The organism is Chryseobacterium sp. JV274 (assembly GCF_903969135.1).
GTDB lineage: Bacteria > Bacteroidota > Bacteroidia > Flavobacteriales > Weeksellaceae > Chryseobacterium.
Window position 1 is genome coordinate 1,000,626 of the sequence record NZ_LR824569.1, and the last position, 19,733, is coordinate 1,020,358.

General features: G+C 35.5%; 21 protein-coding genes. 4 read left to right on the forward strand and 17 right to left on the reverse strand.

All coding sequences use genetic code 11. The features are described 5' to 3' along the window. Positions 1-874 precede the first annotated feature (874 nt). The 3 genes from CHRYMOREF3P_RS04720 to CHRYMOREF3P_RS04730 all read left to right on the forward strand — a co-directional run bounded on the left by CHRYMOREF3P_RS04720 (position 875) and on the right by CHRYMOREF3P_RS04730 (position 3,049). On the forward strand, positions 875-1,591 hold the full coding sequence (locus CHRYMOREF3P_RS04720; protein ID WP_077416530.1) for an AAA family ATPase: 717 nt from the start codon (positions 875-877) through the stop codon (positions 1,589-1,591). 151 nt (positions 1,592-1,742) lie between these two features. Continuing rightward, the gene (locus CHRYMOREF3P_RS04725) at positions 1,743-2,150 is read left to right on the forward strand and encodes a hypothetical protein (protein WP_077416528.1); all 408 of its coding nucleotides are present in this window, start codon (positions 1,743-1,745) and stop codon (positions 2,148-2,150) included. 158 nt (positions 2,151-2,308) lie between these two features. After that, positions 2,309-3,049, forward strand: coding sequence for a YggS family pyridoxal phosphate-dependent enzyme (locus CHRYMOREF3P_RS04730; RefSeq protein WP_180563976.1), 741 nt, complete (start codon positions 2,309-2,311; stop codon positions 3,047-3,049). 1,053 nt (positions 3,050-4,102) lie between these two features. Here the strand turns inward: CHRYMOREF3P_RS04730 and gcvP are convergent. Next, a complete protein-coding gene (gene gcvP / locus CHRYMOREF3P_RS04735) occupies positions 4,103-6,961 on the reverse strand; it encodes an aminomethyl-transferring glycine dehydrogenase (protein ID WP_180563977.1) in 2,859 nt (952 codons plus the stop codon). A 486-nt stretch (positions 6,962-7,447) separates the two neighbouring features. Here gcvP and CHRYMOREF3P_RS04740 point away from each other — a divergent pair, with 486 nt between their 5' ends. Then, positions 7,448-7,597, forward strand: a complete 150-nt coding sequence (locus tag CHRYMOREF3P_RS04740) for a hypothetical protein (RefSeq protein WP_164723264.1) — start codon at positions 7,448-7,450, stop codon at positions 7,595-7,597. A 1-nt stretch (position 7,598) separates the two neighbouring features. Here the strand turns inward: CHRYMOREF3P_RS04740 and CHRYMOREF3P_RS04745 are convergent, their stop codons facing one another. The 16 genes from CHRYMOREF3P_RS04745 to CHRYMOREF3P_RS04820 form a co-directional block, all read right to left on the reverse strand. Further along, positions 7,599-8,246: a J domain-containing protein gene (locus CHRYMOREF3P_RS04745; protein WP_077416519.1), complete on the reverse strand. Its 648-nt coding sequence runs from the start codon at positions 8,244-8,246 to the stop codon at positions 7,599-7,601. Between the two features lie 364 nt (positions 8,247-8,610). Continuing rightward, on the reverse strand, positions 8,611-9,153 hold the full coding sequence (locus tag CHRYMOREF3P_RS04750) for an alpha/beta hydrolase (RefSeq protein WP_180563978.1): 543 nt from the start codon (positions 9,151-9,153) through the stop codon (positions 8,611-8,613). 248 nt (positions 9,154-9,401) lie between these two features. Beyond that, the gene (locus CHRYMOREF3P_RS04755; RefSeq protein WP_047385468.1) at positions 9,402-9,659 is read right to left on the reverse strand and encodes a hypothetical protein; all 258 of its coding nucleotides are present in this window, start codon (positions 9,657-9,659) and stop codon (positions 9,402-9,404) included. A gap of 92 nt (positions 9,660-9,751) precedes the next feature. Then, the gene (locus CHRYMOREF3P_RS04760; RefSeq protein ID WP_047385469.1) at positions 9,752-10,084 is read right to left on the reverse strand and encodes a hypothetical protein; all 333 of its coding nucleotides are present in this window, start codon (positions 10,082-10,084) and stop codon (positions 9,752-9,754) included. A gap of 11 nt (positions 10,085-10,095) precedes the next feature. Further along, entirely contained in the window at positions 10,096-10,650 is a 555-nt protein-coding gene (locus CHRYMOREF3P_RS04765; protein WP_174774444.1) for an RNA polymerase sigma factor, read from the reverse strand. Between the two features lie 433 nt (positions 10,651-11,083). After that, entirely contained in the window at positions 11,084-13,087 is a 2,004-nt protein-coding gene (locus CHRYMOREF3P_RS04770) for a S9 family peptidase (protein WP_077416516.1), read from the reverse strand. A 176-nt stretch (positions 13,088-13,263) separates the two neighbouring features. Next, positions 13,264-13,722, reverse strand: coding sequence for a DoxX family protein (locus CHRYMOREF3P_RS04775; RefSeq protein WP_077416514.1), 459 nt, complete (start codon positions 13,720-13,722; stop codon positions 13,264-13,266). Positions 13,723-13,862: 140 nt separating this feature from the next. Further along, positions 13,863-14,321, reverse strand: coding sequence for an SRPBCC family protein (locus CHRYMOREF3P_RS04780; RefSeq protein WP_077416513.1), 459 nt, complete (start codon positions 14,319-14,321; stop codon positions 13,863-13,865). A 69-nt stretch (positions 14,322-14,390) separates the two neighbouring features. Next, complete coding sequence (locus CHRYMOREF3P_RS04785) at positions 14,391-14,819, reverse strand: ATPase (RefSeq protein WP_077416511.1); 429 nt, start codon at positions 14,817-14,819, stop codon at positions 14,391-14,393. 113 nt (positions 14,820-14,932) lie between these two features. After that, positions 14,933-15,766, reverse strand: a complete 834-nt coding sequence (locus tag CHRYMOREF3P_RS04790) for an SDR family oxidoreductase (RefSeq protein ID WP_180563979.1) — start codon at positions 15,764-15,766, stop codon at positions 14,933-14,935. A gap of 47 nt (positions 15,767-15,813) precedes the next feature. Beyond that, positions 15,814-16,680: a VOC family protein gene (locus tag CHRYMOREF3P_RS04795; protein WP_180563980.1), complete on the reverse strand. Its 867-nt coding sequence runs from the start codon at positions 16,678-16,680 to the stop codon at positions 15,814-15,816. Between the two features lie 163 nt (positions 16,681-16,843). Beyond that, complete coding sequence (locus CHRYMOREF3P_RS04800) at positions 16,844-17,083, reverse strand: hypothetical protein (RefSeq protein WP_228408796.1); 240 nt, start codon at positions 17,081-17,083, stop codon at positions 16,844-16,846. A gap of 35 nt (positions 17,084-17,118) precedes the next feature. Continuing rightward, positions 17,119-17,532, reverse strand: a complete 414-nt coding sequence (locus CHRYMOREF3P_RS04805) for an SRPBCC family protein (protein WP_047421660.1) — start codon at positions 17,530-17,532, stop codon at positions 17,119-17,121. Positions 17,533-17,727: 195 nt separating this feature from the next. Then, entirely contained in the window at positions 17,728-18,159 is a 432-nt protein-coding gene (locus CHRYMOREF3P_RS04810; protein WP_077416506.1) for a VOC family protein, read from the reverse strand. Between the two features lie 148 nt (positions 18,160-18,307). Beyond that, complete coding sequence (locus tag CHRYMOREF3P_RS04815; protein ID WP_180563981.1) at positions 18,308-19,084, reverse strand: alpha/beta fold hydrolase; 777 nt, start codon at positions 19,082-19,084, stop codon at positions 18,308-18,310. Positions 19,085-19,086: 2 nt separating this feature from the next. Further along, positions 19,087-19,587 (reverse strand): DinB family protein, encoded by a 501-nt coding sequence (locus tag CHRYMOREF3P_RS04820; RefSeq protein ID WP_232538969.1) that lies wholly within the window; start codon positions 19,585-19,587, stop codon positions 19,087-19,089. Positions 19,588-19,733 lie beyond the last annotated feature (146 nt).

The window sequence follows — 19,733 nt, forward strand, 5'->3', positions numbered from 1 at the left end:
AAAAATAAATTTTCTTAACATGAAAATCATTTTCACGTGAAAAATTCACATTCAAAAAAAGCGGTTTAAAACAATATTATGCCAAGCATTATTTATTATTTGTTTTATCAACTCCAATATAGAAGTCAAGAAACGGTTAACGTTTTCACATAATTTTACAGAGATAATAATAAAAGTATTAATAAATTCTCAATAATGCATTAATTTAATGTAAACAAAAATTCACTAATAAATAAACACCAACCATCGTAATACACTGATATACATCATAAATATTTACTTTGGCACGTGATTTGAAAGTAGTAATATTGCAATTGAAAGATTGATAAAAAAAAGTCAAATAATTAAAAATAATACAAAATGGTAACTTATATCGGTATCGTAACAGGTTTAGTGGTAATCACTTCATATTTCATGACAGTAAGAAGAGAAAGAAACTAATCTTAAATAAAACAAGCCTATAGAAAATCTATACTAATTATATTGTTTTATGTTTTTAGTCTGAGAGATCGGATTGCTCTTTTACCATCGGGTAAAAGGGCCCAAAAACATAAACAAAAAGATCTTAGTTTCATAACAAATTTTAATATCCAAATGAGAAAAGCCAGTCGCAAGTCTGGCTTTTCTTTTTTATTAAGGAATTCCGCAAAAGTGTAAATTGTTTATTGCCCACAGCTTTCACAAACCTTCACAGATTGTTTGGGGACATTTTTTCGTGTTGCGGTAAAATTGTTTCCTACTATAGATTTCCATTCATCATTTATTATTCATCATTCATTTTACACTGGACCAGACGTTTATTATTATTCAGGATTCTTTTTAACATTCAATAAAGCTTTATCTTTGTTTGTCCAATAATTATTTTATCGTCATCATGAATCTGTACAATCTTATTATCCAGGATAAAGAACAAGTCAACCTTAACGAAGTATTTCTTGATAAAAACAACAAGGAGCATCTCGTTCAGCTTATCAAGGAACACAACTATATAAAAGAACTGCAGGAATATGGACTTCCGGTTAATAATAAGATTCTGCTTCAGGGAAGTTCAGGATGCGGAAAAACAATGACAGCAAAAGCTGTTGCCAATGCCTTAGGAAAAAACATTATAATCCTTAACCTGAGCAATATTGTCTCCTCACGAATCGGCGAAACTTCTCAGAATATCAAAATGATATTTGATAAAGCTGCAAGGGAAAGAACAGTACTTTTTCTTGACGAACTGGATCAGATCGGAAAAGCAAGAGGCAGTGATGATAAAGATGTAGGGGAAATGAGAAGACTGGTTAATACTTTAATCCAACTCATTGACTATTATCCTGAAAACGCGCTGTTAATTTGTGCTACCAACCATCCTGAAATTATTGATACGGCACTGCTAAGACGTTTCCAGCTAAAGATCAATTATGAAATGCCGTCTCAGGAATTTCTGGATCAGTTTTACGATAGTTTATTGTCTAAATTTCCGGAAAATATGAGGAATATTGAGCGTAAGTATGGAATTTCTTTTGCGGAAGCCAAAGATTATGCGTTTACCGTGGTTAAAGGTGCTTTGATAAGAAAGTTGGAAGCAAAAATAGTTGAGAATTGAGATCACTAAATTAACTGCCAAAATTATATGATTCCGTTTTACTAGAAACTATTTTTTTTCTTTATTAAAAAATGTCAATTTAGTAAGTACTGATTAAAACCCATTTTGAATTTGAAAATTTATTAATTTTAAAACACTAGAATCAACACAAATGGACGATAAATTTTTACTCAATCAGCTAACCAAATCATTTTTTAATTTGTTTACCAATACTAATGGAAAAAAGCCGGACATTGAAAGTATTGATAATATTTGTTTAAATGAAACAATAATAATCAAAAAGGATAAAGATAACGAAGAAGTTTATACCCTTGACAGTTTTATTACTCCAAGAATAAAAATTTTAACAGACGGAACCCTTATCGAATTTGAGGAATATGAAGTAAATGAGGAAACAAAAATAGTTAACAATATTGCCCAACGCTTTTCTAAATACCAAAAGCGTGGATACCTTAATGGTAATTATTTTGAAGGAAGCGGGACTAAATTTTTTCAGTATGTTAAGACTGCAAAAGGTTGGAAAATAAATTCAGTTATTTGGGAAGACGAAAATATTTAGATTAAGACATAAAGGATTTATGAATATAAATGTTGTATTAATTTAAGCGTAAAAACAGTTGAAAGAAAGTATTCTATTTCTATTGCTGAAGACTATGCCTTAACTGCCGTTAAAGTGGCTTTAATGAAAAAACTGGAAGCAAAAGAATCCATCTCATCATGAAAGAAGATATCCTGCACAATCTAGCATTGATCAATAACCGAATAAAAAATGCCTGTGAAAAATCCGGAAGGAATATTGATGAAGTGAAGTTATTATTGGCCACTAAAACAGTTTCTGCAGATCATATCAAAATTGCTTTGGAAAACGGACAAGCCTTAATTGCAGAAAACAAAGTACAGGAATTGAAGGAGAAGTATGAGGGCTTAAAAAACACACCCCATGAAAATCACTTTATAGGCCATCTTCAGACCAATAAAATCAAAGATATCCTGAAATATGGTGTTACCTGCGTTCAGTCTCTGGATCGTCTGGAACTTGCTGAAAAGCTTCATCAAAGACTTTTGACTGAAAACAGGACGATGAATGTCTTAATTCAAGTAAATACTTCCAATGAAGAGAGTAAATTCGGAATTGATCCCAGTGGAGCGATTGAGCTTACCCGGAAAATTTCTCACTACTCTACTTTGAAAATAAAGGGCTTGATGACCATTGGTCTCTTCAGTGCTGAAACCGAGAAAATAAGAGAATGTTTTAAAATCCTGAAAAATCTTCAACAGGATATCATCCGTGAAAACATTCTGAATGTGGAGATGAAAGAACTTTCTATGGGAATGAGCGGAGATCTGGAAATCGCCATTGAAGAAGGAGCCACCATTGTACGGGTGGGAACTGCAGTTTTTGGGCCGAGAATCTATCCGGACAGTTACTATTGGAATGAAGATAATAAAAAAGCATAAAATTATATGTTTCCATTTACTTATACTTTTGAGAGAGAAATTATCAAAGACAAAACATCTGATCAGGTTATTTATACAACCCGTGATATATTGCAGAAAAAAAGGTTCAAAACATTCTTTACGGGCCGAATTTTGTTTCTTTCGATGAAGGTCTTTTCAAAGAAAGATCCAATTGGCATTATCTATCTTTAATTGACAATGGGAAATTCATTTATAATGAAAACAACAAAACACTGACTTACGAAGTAAAGCTATGGAAACTAAACCTTTTTTCGCTTATTTTTCTCATTATTACCATGGCTAATTTTAAAGATATCTTCGGTAATCTGTTTCCTTTTTCAGCACTTTTGATCAATCATTTACTTTGCTATTTTGGAAACCGGGGATTGATAAAAAAAATCGTTCATAAAATTAACTATTTGTCCTAATTGTTTATCATTTATTACCAACATTAGTATATAGCCAAAAACCTTACAACAAAAGGCTTTTTACAGTCTACAAATTCGGTATACTTTTTGATGTAAAACTTTCGTAACCAAACAAATACATGTATGACAAAAAAATTACTCTCGGGCTGCCTATTTATAGCAGTATTATTCTTTTATTCATGTGAAAAAGAAAACACACAGATGAAAAGTGGAATTTCAATTGAAACTATTTCAATTATAACCTGCGTTACTATGGGCGTAGCGATTTTGCTTGCCTATAGCATTAAAAGAAGGTAAAGAAATATGACAGAAATAATAGAACACCTCTCAGTTTTGAGAGGTGATTTATTTTAAAATAGTAATTAAATGATTGACATTTCATTAAAATATAATAAATTTCAAAAAATTCCCTTCCGCAACTAATAAACCTATGAAAAAAACACCTCTGGCAGTACTTTTACCTTTGCTCATTTTGAACTGTACTCACAAAAAGAAAATACTCAACAGGCAAAAAAAGAGAACCCAAACCTTAATTACTTGAGATTGCTACGCTTTGCTCGCAATGACAGAAAACAAAAATCCCTCTCATTACTGAAAGGGATTTTTTATAGTTAAAAAACTAAGATTACATATAGGCTTCAATCGGCTCACAAGTACATACTAAGTTTCTGTCTCCGTAAGCTTCATCTACTCTTGATACAGAAGCGAAGAATTTATGGTCTCTTACCCACTCTAATGGATAAGCTGCTTTTTCTCTGCTGTATGGTTTATCCCAAGAATCTGAGATCACCAATTGCTCTGTGTGAGGAGCGTTTTTCAATACGTTGTTTGCAGCATCTGCTTCACCGTTAGCAATTTCATCAATTTCTTTTTTGATAGAAATCAATGCTTCAGCGAAACGGTCAATTTCAGATTTGCTTTCAGATTCTGTAGGCTCAATCATCAACGTTCCTGCAACAGGGAAAGAAACAGTAGGAGCATGGAAACCATAATCCATCAATCTCTTCGCCACATCAGCCACTTCAATTCCTAAAGATTTGAACTGACGGAAATCTACGATACATTCGTGAGCTACTCTTCCGTTTTCGTTAGAATATAAGATTGGGAAGTGTTCTGCTAAAATTTCTTTCAGGTAGTTAGCATTCATGATTGCGTGACCTGTAGCCTTTTTAAGACCTTCAGTTCCCAGCATCTTGATGTAAGAATAAGAAATATTAAGGATCAATCCTGAACCGTAAGGTGCAGCAGAAATACCCTCAATAGCTTCTTTAGACCCGATTCTGATATTCGCATTAGAAGGAAGGAAAGGAACCAAGTGTTTAGCAACGCAGATTGGACCTACTCCAGGACCTCCACCTCCGTGAGGAATTGCGAAAGTTTTGTGAAGATTAAGGTGGCAAACGTCAGCTCCGATGTTTCCAGGACTTGTAAATCCTACCTGAGCGTTCATGTTGGCACCATCCATATATACTTGTCCTCCGTGTTCGTGGATAAGGTTGGTAATTTCTTTAATGTTAGCATCAAAGAATCCGTAAGTTGAAGGATAAGTGATCATTACAGCAGATAAGTTTGCTGAATGAAGTTCTGTTTTAGCTTTAAGGTCTTCGAAGTCGATTTCACCGTTTTCAAGGTTTTTCACAACTACGATTTTCATTCCTGCCATAGCTGCAGAAGCCGGGTTGGTTCCATGTGCAGACTGAGGGATCAATACTACATTTCTGTGGTGGTCTCCTCTTGAGATATGGTATTCTCTGATTACCATTAATCCTGCATATTCTCCCTGAGCTCCAGAGTTTGGCTGAAGAGAAGTTCCTGCAAAACCTGTGATTTCTGCTAAGTCTTTTTCTAATTCGCGGATCATTTCCTGGTAACCTTCAGCCTGATTTACAGGTACAAATGGGTGAACGGCACCCCAGTTTTCCCATGAAAGCGGTAACATCTGAGTTGCTGCGTTCAGTTTCATTGTACAAGATCCTAAAGAAATCATTGAATGGGTCAATGATAAGTCTTTTCTCTCAAGACGCTTGATGTAACGCATCAATTCTGTTTCCGTATGATATTTGTTGAATACTGATTCCATAAGAATTTCGTCTTTTCTTAAGTTTTCGTCCGGAATGCTGTATCCTTCTTTTATTTCTAATTTGAAAGTCTGCTTATCTTTAAACTGAGCGAAAGAAGCCATCAGAACATTTAATTTCTCTAATGTTGTGCTTTCGTTGATCGCAATGCTTACCACACCTTCTGTGAAGTAGTTAAGGTTAAGTCTGTGATCCTGCATCAATCTGATTAATCTTCCTTTCTCATCTTCAGGCATCGTCATTTTCACAGTATCAAAGATTGGCTCTTCTACTACCTGATAACCTAATGCTTTAAGACCTCCTTTCAAAGCATTTGCTTTAAAGTGGATCTGATCAGCGATATAGTTTAATCCTTTTGGACCGTGATATACAGCATACATTCCTGCCATTACTGCTAAAAGAACCTGAGCTGTACAGATGTTTGAAGTAGCTTTTTCTCTTTTGATATGCTGCTCTCTTGTCTGTAACGCCATTCTTAATGCACGTCTTCCGTACATATCCTGAGAAACTCCGATGATTCTTCCCGGAATATCTCTTTTATAGTCTTCTTTACAAGCAAAGAAAGCTGCGTGAGGGCCTCCATATCCTAATGGAATACCAAATCTCTGTGTAGTTCCTACCGCACAGTCAGCTCCCATTTCTGACGGAGACTTTAGTTTCACCAAAGCCATCGGATCACAAGCAACAGCTACCTGAAGGTCAAGCTTTTTGTATTCTACGATATCTTCTGTATAATCTAAAACGATTCCGTTTTTACCAGGATACTGTAATAAAACTCCATAATAAGAACCATCAAACTGGTGTGCTTTATGATCTCCTACTACGATTTCGATTTCTAATCCTTCAGCTTTTGTTTTTAATACAGAAACTGTTTGAGGAAGAACAAGGTCAGAAATAAAGAATTTATTAGCTCCTGCTTTTTTCTGATCTTTCGTTCTGTTGTTGAAGAACATATGCATTGCTTCAGCTGCAGCAGTAGATTCATCCAGCAAAGATGCATTAGCCAATGCAAAACCTGTAAGATCACATACTACAGTCTGGAAATTAAGAAGAGCTTCAAGTCTTCCCTGTGCAATTTCTGCCTGATAAGGAGTATAGGCTGTATACCAGCTAGGGTTTTCAAAAATATTTCTCTGGATTGCTGAAGGCAAAAGTGTATTGTGGTATCCAAATCCGATATAACTCGTATAATCTGTATTTTTAGATGCCAATTCTTTTGAGTGGTTCAACATTTCGTATTCAGAAAGCGGTTCCGAGATCTCAAGATCTTTCTCTAAACGGATAGAAGATGGAATGGTCTGAGAAATTAACTCTTCAATACTAGAAACGCCAAGTTTCTCCAACATCGCCTGTTTATCGGCTTCATTAAGGGAAATGTGACGGCTCACAAACTGTTCTGTATTCATTTTTATTTATTAGATTTTGTTTGTAAAAAGATGTGTAAAATTACAATTTTTTGAATGATTGTACAAGAGCATTTCCGGGGTGATAATTCACAAAAATATTTGTGATTTTTATCACACTCTATTTTAATTAACCTTTTAACAATGTTTATGTAAATCCCAACAAACACACTCCTTATTCTATACATAATATGCAACAAAACAATCAATTCACTTTCAATAAAATACTGACATCATATTTAAAACAATGTGAATTATTTACGAGTTATGTCTTACTGATTAAAGTTATCTTTAGAATATTCTCCAATCATTAGTTTTATTCAAAATGTAAACTTAAACCCAATTAAAGGATAATGTAAGAACTATTCGGGTATAGAATTTAAGCCTGAGACTCTATTAAAAAGCAAGCAATATCTGCTATACATCAGGTTTAAAGAATTTTATGAAATTTTATTAATTATATTTATTCTAAATTAATATATTTGCAACATGAATATGATTGTCCCATTTAAAGTTCCGCCTTTGGCACCTTACTCATTCAATAACGAAGAGATGTTCTGTGAAAAGAAATCGTGTTGTAAGAAATTCAAGAAAGGGAAAAGATGCAAAAAATGTCCGGGAAGAAAGAAAATGGCATAAACTAGCTGAAATTTTTTATCAGCACATAGATAGCAATCGCTATAATAACAATTCCCCAGATCAGCATCATAATCTTAGGCTGACCGGATTTATTAATCCGTGTTCTAGGTTGTGGTTTAAACATTTCTTCCACCGTGTTTTTGAACTTCTCAGAATCGTTCTCAAAAACTTCTGTGATGGTAATTCCCTGAACAACGGTTTTGTGCAAAAGAGAATTCGTTGCATGAAGCAAAAGCTGGAATTTTCCATCTTTAAATTCTGTGATCTTAAAGATCCTTTCTCCATACGGCTTTTCTAATCCGAAAGGCAGTACTTTCACCACATCGGCATTACTCGTCTGCCAGTTGATGATAATCTCCTCCCCTTTTTTCGCATGAATTTTATTCGCTGTAAAAGTTTTGATCGCAGGTGGGATATTATATCTGAAACTTCTCTGATGATTTTCTAAATTCTGATCATATGCACGTCTTCTGACAGGATCACTCAACGTTTCATAAGCTTCCTGGATTTCGCGAAAACGGTCAGCAAAAAAGTCGTCATTGTCATTTTTATCAGGATGATATTTTAAAGACAGTTTTCGATACGCTTTTTTGACGTCTTCTTCCGAAGCATCCTGGGATATACCGAGAAAATAGTAGTAATCTTTCATTGAGAAATACAAAAATAAGGATTTATTTTTCTTTGTGTTTGATGTTTACGGTAAAATTTTGTTGAAAGTATAGATCAAAAAGTCATTGCGAACCGAAGGTGAAGCAATCTCAATACAGTTCGTAATCTATTGGTTGAAAAACGCAAGGGCGCCAAGTTTTTTTAAGCTGCCTGAATATTTTTAAGACGCAAAGATTTTATCTCCGATAAAATTGTACTTCTCTAAAAGTGAAATGGATATTTCAACGGCACTTTTGTCATTCCGAGCATAGCGAGGAATCTCAACTTCGATTAGAGGTATTTCCCGCAGATTACGAAGATCATTTCGCAACAACTTTAATGATAACCACTAAAAGGTAATAGACTTACCAATATCTATTTACGGGAAATCCAATCCTTGGTAGGGATACGCAATCGTTGAGAGCTTTGAAAAGAAAACCATGATTCATTCCTGTATTAAGCTCTATTTCTTTAAAATCCTTAATACCGGATCTGATAAACCTTTGTTCCTGTGATAACCGTACATGTCCGTCATCTGATTTCTCTGTAATGGAAAGAATTCTTCCGTACAACCTGAAGTTTTTATCCTTTTCCAAAGAATCATCTTTGAAACTAGCTCCAATAAATACAAACTTCAATTGCGGATTCTTCTCATAATAAGACACATATTGTGCAGTATAACCTCCCTGAGAAGTTCCTACCACTGTTATTCTTCCAGCTGGAATTCCTTTTTTCAGGAGACTATCAATCTGTTTCTTTACCTTCTCAGCATACCCCGATGGATCTGTGCCTGCTTTTCTTTTCTCAGAAATAACAACTGTATTTTGAGCCCTTAGTTTGTTGAGTATTGTTTCATATTCTACAACACCATATTTGGGATGTTTTTCCCAAAAAGAATGATCTTCCAAAAATTTATTATGTAAAAAGAAAATGTATTGTTTTTGTTGTGACTTTTGACCCAACACAATCATTGATAAAAAGAAAAATACTGTAATGAAAATATTTTTGACCCTCATCATAACGTAAAATAGCATTTAGTAATAACAAATATAGTGTTAAAAAGCCTTTGTGGAAACCGTTTTATATAAAAAATTCCGGCGCGGGAAGCTCTGCTTCCCGCGCCGGAATTAAACAATTTCAATTTAGTCTTTACATATTATGCTTCGCAGGTATTATCCTTTTTGCAGCATCTTGAATGGAATTCTTTTTTGAATTTCCCTTTCAGTTCCTGATAGTCTTCATCATTCATTTCTCTGATCTTATCTGCCAGTCCGAAAGGTGATTTTTCCTTGATTCCATACTCATCAAAAATACCTTTGATAAATCTTTTCCTTTGTATTGCTTTTTTAGCGATCAAGGCTACGCCCACAACAGCTAATGCTCCCAGAGCTCCTTTTAATGCTGAATTTTTCATTTTTTTCAAAATTTTAAATTTTACTACTTCTTGTTTTTTATAGAGACGAATGAATTTGCATTTTACTTTACTACTTCTTTAAAATTCTCAAATTATTCGTTGTTTCTGTTGAAGAATCCACCTGAACATTTATTCCTCCATACTTCTTTGAATTTTTCTCTTTCTTCAGGTGACCAGCTTTCCATTTTTTCTCTCATTTTTCTTTCCTTAAAATCTTTCATTCCTTTACCGAAATGGAAACCTCCGAAAAGAATTTTACTTAGGATCAGTATTCCCATTGCCTGCCAGAATGTGATGGCTTTTACTCCTAAAATCTCCGGGAGAAGGCAATTCCAAAGCAGCATTACAATCCATGTAACAGCGGCTAAAATTAATGGCGGGCATAACAATAAAAAAATCCAACCCTTTTTGTGTTTATAATTCATAATTTCTTTTTCTAACTTTTTAAATCTTCGTACAATTTTCTCAATCTGTTTCTCAAATGCTTCACAGCATAGTTTTTTCTACTGATGATGGTTTTGATGTTTTCTCCCTGTTCATCGGCAATCTCCTGGAGGGTTTTGTCGTTCAGTTCATTTTCTACGTAGACCAGCCTTTGTTTTTCAGGGAGTTCGTCCAGTGCTTCAAACAGTTTTTTCCAGATCTCATCCTGAAACATTTTCACCTCAGGACCTGCGCTTTCATCCAACAACAAGATATCCTTGATAGAAAAACTGCCGTCTTCATCCTCATATACGAAATCTTCAAGATTTTCTGTTTTCTTTTTACGGTAACGGTCTGTGATTTTATTTGCCGTTACCCTATATAGCCACCCACCAACATTTACGATCTCCGAAATATTCGTAAGGCTACTGAACTGATACCACACTTCCTGCAGGATATCTTCCGCATCCTCCGTATTTTTCACTTTCGGACGAATATAGGACATCAGCTTCCCTCCGTAGTTGGAAACGGTCTGTGAGATGATGCTTTCTTTCTCCTTCTGTGGCATTGTTATTTTTTCGACAACCTCCATATTGCTATGACGGCCAGCCTTTTGGTTTTACTTTAATAAATTTAAAATATTTTTCCGGATTTTCAGTTTTTCTTTTATCCATCGGACTTTTATTTCATCTGTTGATGTCTCGGAAATTCATTGCTTATTATTCATATTTTTTCCTGAAGCTGTTTCCCGCTATCCGCTCATACTCCTCGCTCCATGCTTATGCCCGCATATGCTGTGGGGTAACCGCTGCTATCAGGGCTAGGATGGTGAGTTGGGATTCCACGCTCCACTCTATTTCGCTCTGAATAGCAAAAGTAGTTGGCAATTCATTCTAACTGTACAAGAACAAATTTTACCATAAAACTCTTTTGTCTGGCTCGTAATGACAAAAAAACGGAAGACCCAAGCCTTCCGTTTCCATTATTATTACATTAATCGTTTATTTATTAAAGTTCTCCGCAAAGAATCCTAACATTGATTTGTAAAGTTCTATTCTGTTCGGTTCTTTTCCAAATCCGTGTCCTTCATCATATTTTACCAGATAAGGAACTTCAAATCCTTTGGCACGCATTGCTTTTACAATCTGATCAGATTCATTGATATTTACCCTTGGATCATTAGCTCCCTGTACTACAAATAAAGGTTTCTTGATCTTGTCAATCTGGAAAACAGGTGAAACTTCTTTAGCAATTTTCTCTTCTTCAGGATTGTCAAGGTCATACCAGATTTGTTTTACCATTTCTTTATAGGGTTTCCAATATTCCGGGAAGGAAGCAAAGAAGGTAAAAATGTTGGATACCCCTACGTAATCTACACCACAAGCATAGAGATCAGGAGTTTTGATCAGCCCCATCAGAGTGGCATATCCACCATGGCTTCCTCCATAAATGGCTACTTTATCTTTATCTACCCACCCTTGTTCAATGGCATATTTTACTCCATCTTCCACATCATCCATCGCTTTTCTTCCAATCTGTTTGTAACCAGCTTTCTGGAATGATTTCCCATATCCTCCGGAAATTCTGAAGTTGACCTGAAGTGTGGCATATCCTCTGCTTGCAAAAAGCTGTGTTTCAGGATTGAATCCCCAGCTGTCTCTGATTCCCTGCGGACCACCATGAGGATTTACAATCAAAGGAACTTTTTTCCCTTCCAACGCGGCTTTAGGCAGTGTGATATATCCATGGATAGTCAATCCATCTCTGCTTTTAAATTCGATAGGTCTCATTTCAGCCATATCTTCTTCCTTCAGCTGAGGCATCAGGTTGTAAAGAAGCTTGGTCTGTTTGGTTTTTGTATCATATTCGTAATAGGTTCCATACAGCTTATCACTTCCTACAACAACCAGAAGTTTATCATTATTGTCATCGGAAGAAACAATGCCGAATTCCTTGTCTCCAAACTGAGACTTCAATTTGTCATCTATTTCCTTATAAAATTTACTTACAGGAACTGTTTCTCCCTTGATTCCCTCATAGCTGATAAAATCCAGTTCATAGTTTCTGTTTTTACCGGCTGTACTTATAGAACTTACATCGTATACAGGATTAGAATAAATTTCTTTAATCACTGCATTTTTCTTTAGATCATACAGTACAATTCTGGCTTTATCACTATCCAGATTCGTCACTACATACGCTTCATCTTTATTTTTAGAATTTTCATTAAACTCTATAATACTGAAGGTATCAGACCAGTCTGCGGATTTGATCAGATTGAATTTTCCTGTCTGCAGATCTTTGTAATAAGTCTTTGTTGTCAATCCGTTTTCAAGAATGCTGTAGCCTCTCAAAGTCCCGTCTTTATCAAAAATATAGTCGTCAATAGGACTGTTGACATCTTTATTTTCATATAACTGGGTCATTTCTCCAGTAACGTAATTGATTTTAAAAGGTTCAAAAATCTGCTTATTGTTTTTGTTCATGGTAACCACAACAAAGTCTGTATCTTTGATAGGAATGATCGACTGTACTTTTACTCCGTCAAAGGGTGTTAAATCCTTCTGATTTCCACCATCTGCATCTGTAGCATACAAATGAATATTCTCATTTCCTCCTCTATCCTGTGTGTAGTAAAGTCGTTTTTTGTTCAGCCAGCCGTACCCTCTGATCAGGTCATCTTTTTCTACGATGGCTTTAGTAATTTTTCCTGTACTCAGGTCTTTTACATAAACGTGGTTCTTTTTATCCTGATCTTTTTCTTTATAGGAAAGGTATTTTCCGTCAGGAGAAATTTTAAATGCTGAAGCTTTTGGTCTTGCAAAATAGTCTTCCACTTTGTATTTAAAGTTTCCTTTGTCATAAGAAATAAGTTTCTCAAGATTGCCTTTGGAAGACGGTAAGGTAGGATCTCCCGGCAGTTTGGCAGTAGAGCTCTGTGCGTTGATCATAATGGTAGATAGTACAACAAGGGCTGTACCGAAAATGTTGTGATTTAGGTTCATAACTTCTGTTTTTAAGGTTCAAGTTATCAGAAAGCACTCATTTTTAAAACAATAGAAAACAAATGCATTATATAATAAGACATATGATACCCACAAAACGTTACACTCTTTTATCAATTAATTAAAAAAAATATCAATTATATGAAAAAAACAGCCTTAGTGACTGTCTTTTTTATCTAGTGTAAATAAATTCCGAAATACCATGTCCAGACAATTAAAATAATCTGCATGGGAATTCTTTGAGTATAAAGGTACTTCATTCCCGGGCCGGTGTAATCTGCTTTAAAAATATTAATCCTTTTCCTGGAAGAATTGATATTGGCAACAAAAACCAATACATAAAAAATGATCAGTAAAATTGCGGTAATTTCACGAATTGCCGGAATCATAAGCCCGATTCCCGCTGCAATTTCAAGGACTCCTGTACAATATACCCAAAACATTCTGGCAGGAATAAACTCCGGAATCATCATGGCCATCCCTTTCTGAAATTTAAAATGTGAAAAGCCTGTAAACAGAATGAAAACAGCCATTCCCAGGTTTCCTGAAAATATAAAATCCGGTTTTCCCTGAAATAAAAAAGTTCCCAGCAAAGCCAGAATAAATGTTGTAAAAAGTATTACGAGTAGTTTCATTTTTTAGGGGATAGGTAGCAGTAATTAGGGATTAGGGATTAGGGATTAGGCATGAAGGTAAAAGATTTGAGACTATGATTAGATAATCAACAATTTCAAACTTTAAATTCTAAACCTTGAACTTTAAACTTTGAACTTCATTACACTGAATCAAGACTTACTCCTTCTGCAAGGCTTTTCACGACCATCAGACCTTTTGTAAAGCCAGTGTTCATGTGATCCTCCCATTGTTTTTCAACCTGAACTTCAGCATGAAGTTTTGTTTTCCCACCAAAGTCTATTAAAAAATATTTTTCAAAGCTTCCGTTCCATTCCATTACTTCTTTGCTTTGGGTGTCCTCTACTCCATTTTTATCTACCATTCCCAGATGTTTAAAAACAATCTGATTGGGTTCCTCCAGGCTGTCTATGGTTGAAACCATTCCTTCTCCTTCAGCATTAAGAAAATAGGTCTTTCCGCCTACCTTCCAATCGGATTTCATGACAGATCCTGCACCGAAAAACCGGGTCCATTCACTATACGTTTCAGGATTCCAAAGAATGTCCCATACTTTCTGTAGAGGAGCATCAATTACTGTTTCATATGATAAAGTTTCCATTTTTTATATTTTTACAGTGATTTGGTTATGAATTACTTTCAATATCAGGTCTGTTTCAACCTGATGTGTTTAAAGCTGATTTTCTGAAAGGTGTTTAACGATGTTCATCGCTTTTGGAAATTTCTCTTCAAAAAAGTCTTTAAATTCGGGAGGAGTCTGTATTTCTGCTTTCAGCAGAGTTCCTTCTTCGTTTTCTTCAAGAAAATAAGCTTCCGTTGCTTCTCCCCAGTCCTGAGGAACTTCAATACCGTCATAAATTTCTCCCAGGTGCAGAAATTTTATTTCTTCGTTGGGAATAACTTTTTCTACCCTGCTGTACATTCCATTGTTTTTTGGGTCAAGAAATTTAACAATATTGTTCTCTTCAAGTGTTCCTTCATAGAAAGAACCTTCTGTAAATGCCGTTGTCCATTGCCTGTATGTAATATCTGCCCACAGGACGCTCCATACTTTTTCAGGTTCGGCATTGATTTCTATTTCATATGATAATCGTTCCATTTTATTTTAGGTATTTGGTTGTAGATAATGGGTGGCAAGTGATTGGGTTGGAATTGAAGGTTTTAAAGTAAGAGTGTATTAAACTACAATTTCTAACTTCCTAACTTCTCATTCTATCCTCCGACAAAATCACCTCCATTGATGTGAATGATTTCTCCTGTGATATAGCTTGCATCTTTAGAAGCTAAAAAAACATAAGCAGGAGCTACTTCCGACGGCTGCCCCGCACGCTTCAGCGGAGTATCTTTTCCAAATCTGGAAAGATCATCAAAAGCTTCTTTCACCAGCGGAGTCCATATAGGTCCGGGTGCAATTCCATTCACCAGAATTCCTTTTTCGGCAAGATTATCCGCCAGTGAACGGATAAAAGACAACACTGCTCCTTTTGTAGCAGCATAATCCAATAAATGATCGCTTCCACGGTATGCTGTGACAGAGGTTGTGCAGATGATTCTTCCTCCTTTTCCAATCAGTGGAAGAAAATTTCTGGTGAAAGAAATCATAGAAATGATATTGGTATCAAATGTTTCCTGAATCTGCTCATCAGAGATTTTTTCCAGGCTGCTTTTGGAAGTATGAATTCCTGCATTATTCACAAGAATATCAAGTTTCTTCCACTCTTTTTTAATCTTGTCTGCACACTTGGTCCTGAATGTTTTCCGGGTAAGATCGCCTTTTATAAGAAGGCATTTCTGTCCTTCTTTTTCAACCAGTTTTTTGGTTTCTCTGGCATCATAGTCACTTTCTTTATAGATGATAGCAACATCCGCTCCTTCTCTGGCAAAATGAACGGCTACAGCCTGTCCTATGCCACTGTCTCCTCCTGAGATTACCGCTTTTTTTCCAAGCAGTTTCCGACTTCCCTGATAATCGTTCCGGATAATTTCCGGAAACAGCCCTTCTTTAGGGACTTTTGACTTAGATTCTGATTTGTTCTGTGTTTTCATATGCAAATCTTTTCTCTAAATCACATCAAACAATACGCCGAAATAGATTAAGAATGATAAGCATCCTCCAAATCCTGGATGATAATTTTCTGCATTTTCATCATAGCCTGAACTACTTTATAAGCTTTTTCCTGATCAGAATCATTCATTAGCTGAATAAGTCTTTTAGGCACTATCTGCCAGCTCAACCCATATTTATCTTTCAGCCAGCCACACATACTTTCTCTGCCACCATCTGCTGTCAGAGTGTTCCAGTAGTTATCGGTCTGCTGCTGGTTGTCCGTCATTACCACCAATGATATTCCTTCATTGAAATCAAACTGGTGATCGTAAGAATTATCCATGCAGAATACGTTGTAATTGTCTATTATAAAATGAGCATGCTGAACATTTTCTGCTGGTTCCGGGATGTCGTGCCCTTCACTTCCTGCTCCATAGGTCAATATGTTTCCTATGCTTGAGTTGGGAAACGTTTTGGTATAAAGTTCCATTGCCTCTTTTGCTTTTCCATTGTTTTGATGAATAAACATTAAGGTAGGAATTATTTTCTGCTCACTTGCTTTTTCACCCAAAAACAACTGCCATGTTACTCCATATTTATCCTGAACCCAACCGTATTTTGGACTCCATGAGTAAGATCCCAGCTCCATCAAAGCCATTCCGCCATCCAGCAGTTGATCCCAGTATTTTTGTACCTCATCTTCTGTTTCACAAATTACCATGAAAGATATGGAAGGATTTTTTTTGAATTGCGGACCGCCATTCAGAAGCATCAATCTTTGTCCGAACAAATCAATATTCATCACTACAGGTGTATCTGCTGTAATCTCACCCCCAAAAACTTTACAATAAAATTCGGCAGACTGTTTGGCATCTCCGTCATACCAGAGACATGGGAAAATATCGTTATTCATAATTTTATATTTAAATGGATTGATTTATATTGTTTTACTTTTTTCTTAGGGATAGTTTTTACCTGCTGAAATTTTACAGCAAAAGAAATCTTATGTCTTTACATTTAAAGGAAGCTGCTTCACTTTATCTGCAAGACATCTTAGATATGTCTGGTTATACTTTCTATGCTTCTTTAAAGCATACCTGATTTTCTTTCATAAAATTCTTCAGCTTTACCATCGTATTTTTCCCGAAACCATGAAGCTGCATAATTTCTTTCTCGGAATAATCTGAAAGTTTTTCCAAAGAATTTATTTTTTCTTTTTCTAAGGCTCTTCTTGCAGGTATTGCAATAACCCCATGAAGAAATTCTTCTTTAGGGTCATAATTAAAAGCATAAATGGAATTTAAACTCTTGGACATGATAACTAAATTGATCATGGCTACAAAAAATATTGTTAATGATTCTCAACATACTTGTGGAAATTATTAAGAATAGCATACCAGCCATCTCGTTGCATTTCCACAGAATTTTGTTTTTCCGGATCGAAAATTTCAATAACTTTCGTTGTATTTTCATCTATTTTATCGAAAACAACTTCTACTTTCCGTCCGTCCTCCATATGATATTTGATCACCTCATGGGGGATAATTTCGTCATAAACGCCTTCAAAATCAAATCCGAAACTTTTGTCTTTAGCTTCCATTCTGTTTTTGAATCTGCCTCCTACCTTCAGGTCATTTTCAGAACTAGGACACTGCCAGCTTTCATGGGCAAAATTCCATTTTGTAATATGCTTTGGCTCATTGAAATAATTCCAGACTTTTTCAACGGGTGCTAAAATTGTAATGTCTATTTTAATTGGATCCATAGTTCTAATTTTTTTATAGTTTAAGTAAAGAGTTATAGCTGTCTCAAAAGTCAAATAATTTGTTTTTCGTCATTCTGACAAAGGAAGAATCTTGCTGATAAACAAGTACTTGAGATTCTTCATTACATTCCATTTCATTCAGAATGACACTTACGAGACAGCCACACCCCTTTTTATCATTAGTTAAATATAAGATTATTTTGCGTATTCATCATTATAGTTCACCATCCAATGAACACCATATTTATCCTGAAAGCATCCGAAATAGTCTCCCCAAAACTGATCTTCAATCGGCATTTCTACATTTCCGCCATCAGAAAGTTCTTTAAAGATTCTGTCGGCTTCATTTCTGGAATCCGGGAAAACAGAAACATAATTATTGTTTCCTACGGTCAGAGTCTGCCCAAAACCCGGAACAATATCTGATGCCATTAAGAGGTCACCTCCAATAGGCAAAGCAATGTGCATTACCCTGTTTTTTTCTTCTTCTGAAAGGTTTTCTGTACCGGGAGCATTTCCCATTTTATGAATTCCTCCGACGAATTCACCCCCGAAAACAGTTTTGTAAAAATTGAACGCTTCTTCAGCTGTTCCATCAAAATTCAGATACGGATTTAATTTAGCCATGATTTTTAATTTTAAAGTTATTATTATAAAATATAAGGTTCTATTGTTGATCCATTAAGGAATAATTAATTGAGTATGAATAGTAAATACAGCTTGATTGTTAAATCATTACAATTCACTGAGCTCCATTTCCTATTTTTCAAAATTCTTAATGGTTTATAAATTTTTCTACTTCTCTTACGGTAAAGTTTATTAAGTTTACATCAATACTTCCGTCAAAGTCAGGCATCATATAAACACCATGAGTTGCGGGAAGTATCATTAACCGGGAGCCTTTCACCAGACGCCACATCGCTGCAGCATGCTCCGGTTTCATCACATCCTGATCACCGCTGATGAATAATGTAGGTGATTGTATGGAAGCCAGCACCTCATCATCCCAGTCTTTAAACGTCTGCATCCTTTTGCAGTCTTTCTCAAAAAGGTTTTCCAGTTTTGAAAAATCAGGATTGAGATTTAAAAAATTAATTTTAAAAGGTTCCGGCATCGATTCAAAAGTTGCTTCCTGCATTCCTTCAAAAAAGCCGTCTATCATTCCGTTTCTTTTATAAAATGCTGAGGCAACGACCAGTTTTTCTACAATTCCGGGATGGCGGTGACCAATCTGCATTACCGTACTTCCACCATTGCTGAATCCCCAGAAGGAAGCTTTTCCAATGTTTAATTCTGCTAAAAGTCCGGCAACATCGTCAGCATCCTGTTCAAATGTTTCAGGAATATCGCGGTGTTCACTGCGTCCGTGGTTTTGCAGATCGATCCCTATGAGCTGGAACTTGTCTTCCAGTCTGGCAATGACTTCTTTAAAATCATACAGAATAGAAGAACCTCCGCCATGGATTAAAACCAGGGGTTTTCCGGATCCATAGATTTCGTAATATAATTGGATTCCATTGACTTTTTTATAGCCTTTTTCTACCGGATTCATGATTAATATTTAAGATTTTCGTCCACATCATACTTCATTCCGGGATAACCCAGAATTCTGCGCATCAGGCCTATCTGCCCGCAGAGATAATCTTCACGGCCGATACACATTCCGACAAAATTGAGTTTTGTCTCTTTAATAAACGGAATATTCATTCCTATTTCAAATATCTCATCCAGTTCTTCATCAGTTACTTCATAAAGTCCTTGGTATACTTTAGCAGAAATTTTATGAAAGTTTTCTTTTAATTCAGTTAAAGTTGGATATTTAAAGCTTTCATCCAGTGCTTTTCCCTGGAAAAACAAGCCACTGTAAGGGTCTTCTTCCTGTATTCCAAGCACCCAGCCTAAGCCATAGCGCATGTTAACAAAATTTCCTGCCATCCATACAATATGGTTGGTTTTATTTTCAATTCTTTTCAACGCGTCTTCTTCCGAAATGCCGTCCAAAACATTCATAAAGCTTTGGGAATGCATTCTGTAAGCCGGAATAACGAGTTCCATTTTTTTTGATTTTGGTGTGTCCATTTTAATTAGAGATTAGAAGTTAGAAATTAAAGGGTAAAGGGTCGGATAAACGCAAAGGCACAAGGTTTCTATAAGCTGTGTGTTTTTAAGGCGCGAAGATTTTATCTTCGATAAAGTTGTAC

What these genes read in the sequence shown, in the direction of transcription:
- CHRYMOREF3P_RS04760 (WP_047385469.1), bottom strand. Translation starts at nt 10,084, where the DNA reads ATGAATTATAAACACAAAAAGGGTTGGATTTTTTTATTGTTATGCCCG.
- CHRYMOREF3P_RS04770 (WP_077416516.1), bottom strand. Translation starts at nt 13,087, where the DNA reads ATGAACCTAAATCACAACATTTTCGGTACAGCCCTTGTTGTACTATCT.
- CHRYMOREF3P_RS04815 (WP_180563981.1), bottom strand. Translation starts at nt 19,084, where the DNA reads ATGAATCCGGTAGAAAAAGGCTATAAAAAAGTCAATGGAATCCAATTA.
- CHRYMOREF3P_RS04780 (WP_077416513.1), bottom strand. Translation starts at nt 14,321, where the DNA reads ATGGAAACTTTATCATATGAAACAGTAATTGATGCTCCTCTACAGAAA.
- CHRYMOREF3P_RS04795 (WP_180563980.1), bottom strand. Translation starts at nt 16,680, where the DNA reads ATGAATAACGATATTTTCCCATGTCTCTGGTATGACGGAGATGCCAAA.
- CHRYMOREF3P_RS04765 (WP_174774444.1), bottom strand. Translation starts at nt 10,650, where the DNA reads ATGCCACAGAAGGAGAAAGAAAGCATCATCTCACAGACCGTTTCCAAC.
- CHRYMOREF3P_RS04805 (WP_047421660.1), bottom strand. Translation starts at nt 17,532, where the DNA reads ATGGATCCAATTAAAATAGACATTACAATTTTAGCACCCGTTGAAAAA.
- CHRYMOREF3P_RS04730 (WP_180563976.1), top strand. Translation starts at nt 2,309, where the DNA reads ATGAAAGAAGATATCCTGCACAATCTAGCATTGATCAATAACCGAATA.
- CHRYMOREF3P_RS04810 (WP_077416506.1), bottom strand. Translation starts at nt 18,159, where the DNA reads ATGGCTAAATTAAATCCGTATCTGAATTTTGATGGAACAGCTGAAGAA.
- CHRYMOREF3P_RS04755 (WP_047385468.1), bottom strand. Translation starts at nt 9,659, where the DNA reads ATGAAAAATTCAGCATTAAAAGGAGCTCTGGGAGCATTAGCTGTTGTG.
- CHRYMOREF3P_RS04785 (WP_077416511.1), bottom strand. Translation starts at nt 14,819, where the DNA reads ATGGAACGATTATCATATGAAATAGAAATCAATGCCGAACCTGAAAAA.
- CHRYMOREF3P_RS04745 (WP_077416519.1), bottom strand. Translation starts at nt 8,246, where the DNA reads ATGAAAGATTACTACTATTTTCTCGGTATATCCCAGGATGCTTCGGAA.
- CHRYMOREF3P_RS04720 (WP_077416530.1), top strand. Translation starts at nt 875, where the DNA reads ATGAATCTGTACAATCTTATTATCCAGGATAAAGAACAAGTCAACCTT.
- gcvP (WP_180563977.1), bottom strand. Translation starts at nt 6,961, where the DNA reads ATGAATACAGAACAGTTTGTGAGCCGTCACATTTCCCTTAATGAAGCC.
- CHRYMOREF3P_RS04820 (WP_232538969.1), bottom strand. Translation starts at nt 19,587, where the DNA reads ATGGAACTCGTTATTCCGGCTTACAGAATGCATTCCCAAAGCTTTATG.
- CHRYMOREF3P_RS04800 (WP_228408796.1), bottom strand. Translation starts at nt 17,083, where the DNA reads ATGTCCAAGAGTTTAAATTCCATTTATGCTTTTAATTATGACCCTAAA.
- CHRYMOREF3P_RS04725 (WP_077416528.1), top strand. Translation starts at nt 1,743, where the DNA reads ATGGACGATAAATTTTTACTCAATCAGCTAACCAAATCATTTTTTAAT.
- CHRYMOREF3P_RS04775 (WP_077416514.1), bottom strand. Translation starts at nt 13,722, where the DNA reads ATGAAACTACTCGTAATACTTTTTACAACATTTATTCTGGCTTTGCTG.
- CHRYMOREF3P_RS04790 (WP_180563979.1), bottom strand. Translation starts at nt 15,766, where the DNA reads ATGAAAACACAGAACAAATCAGAATCTAAGTCAAAAGTCCCTAAAGAA.
- CHRYMOREF3P_RS04740 (WP_164723264.1), top strand. Translation starts at nt 7,448, where the DNA reads ATGAATATGATTGTCCCATTTAAAGTTCCGCCTTTGGCACCTTACTCA.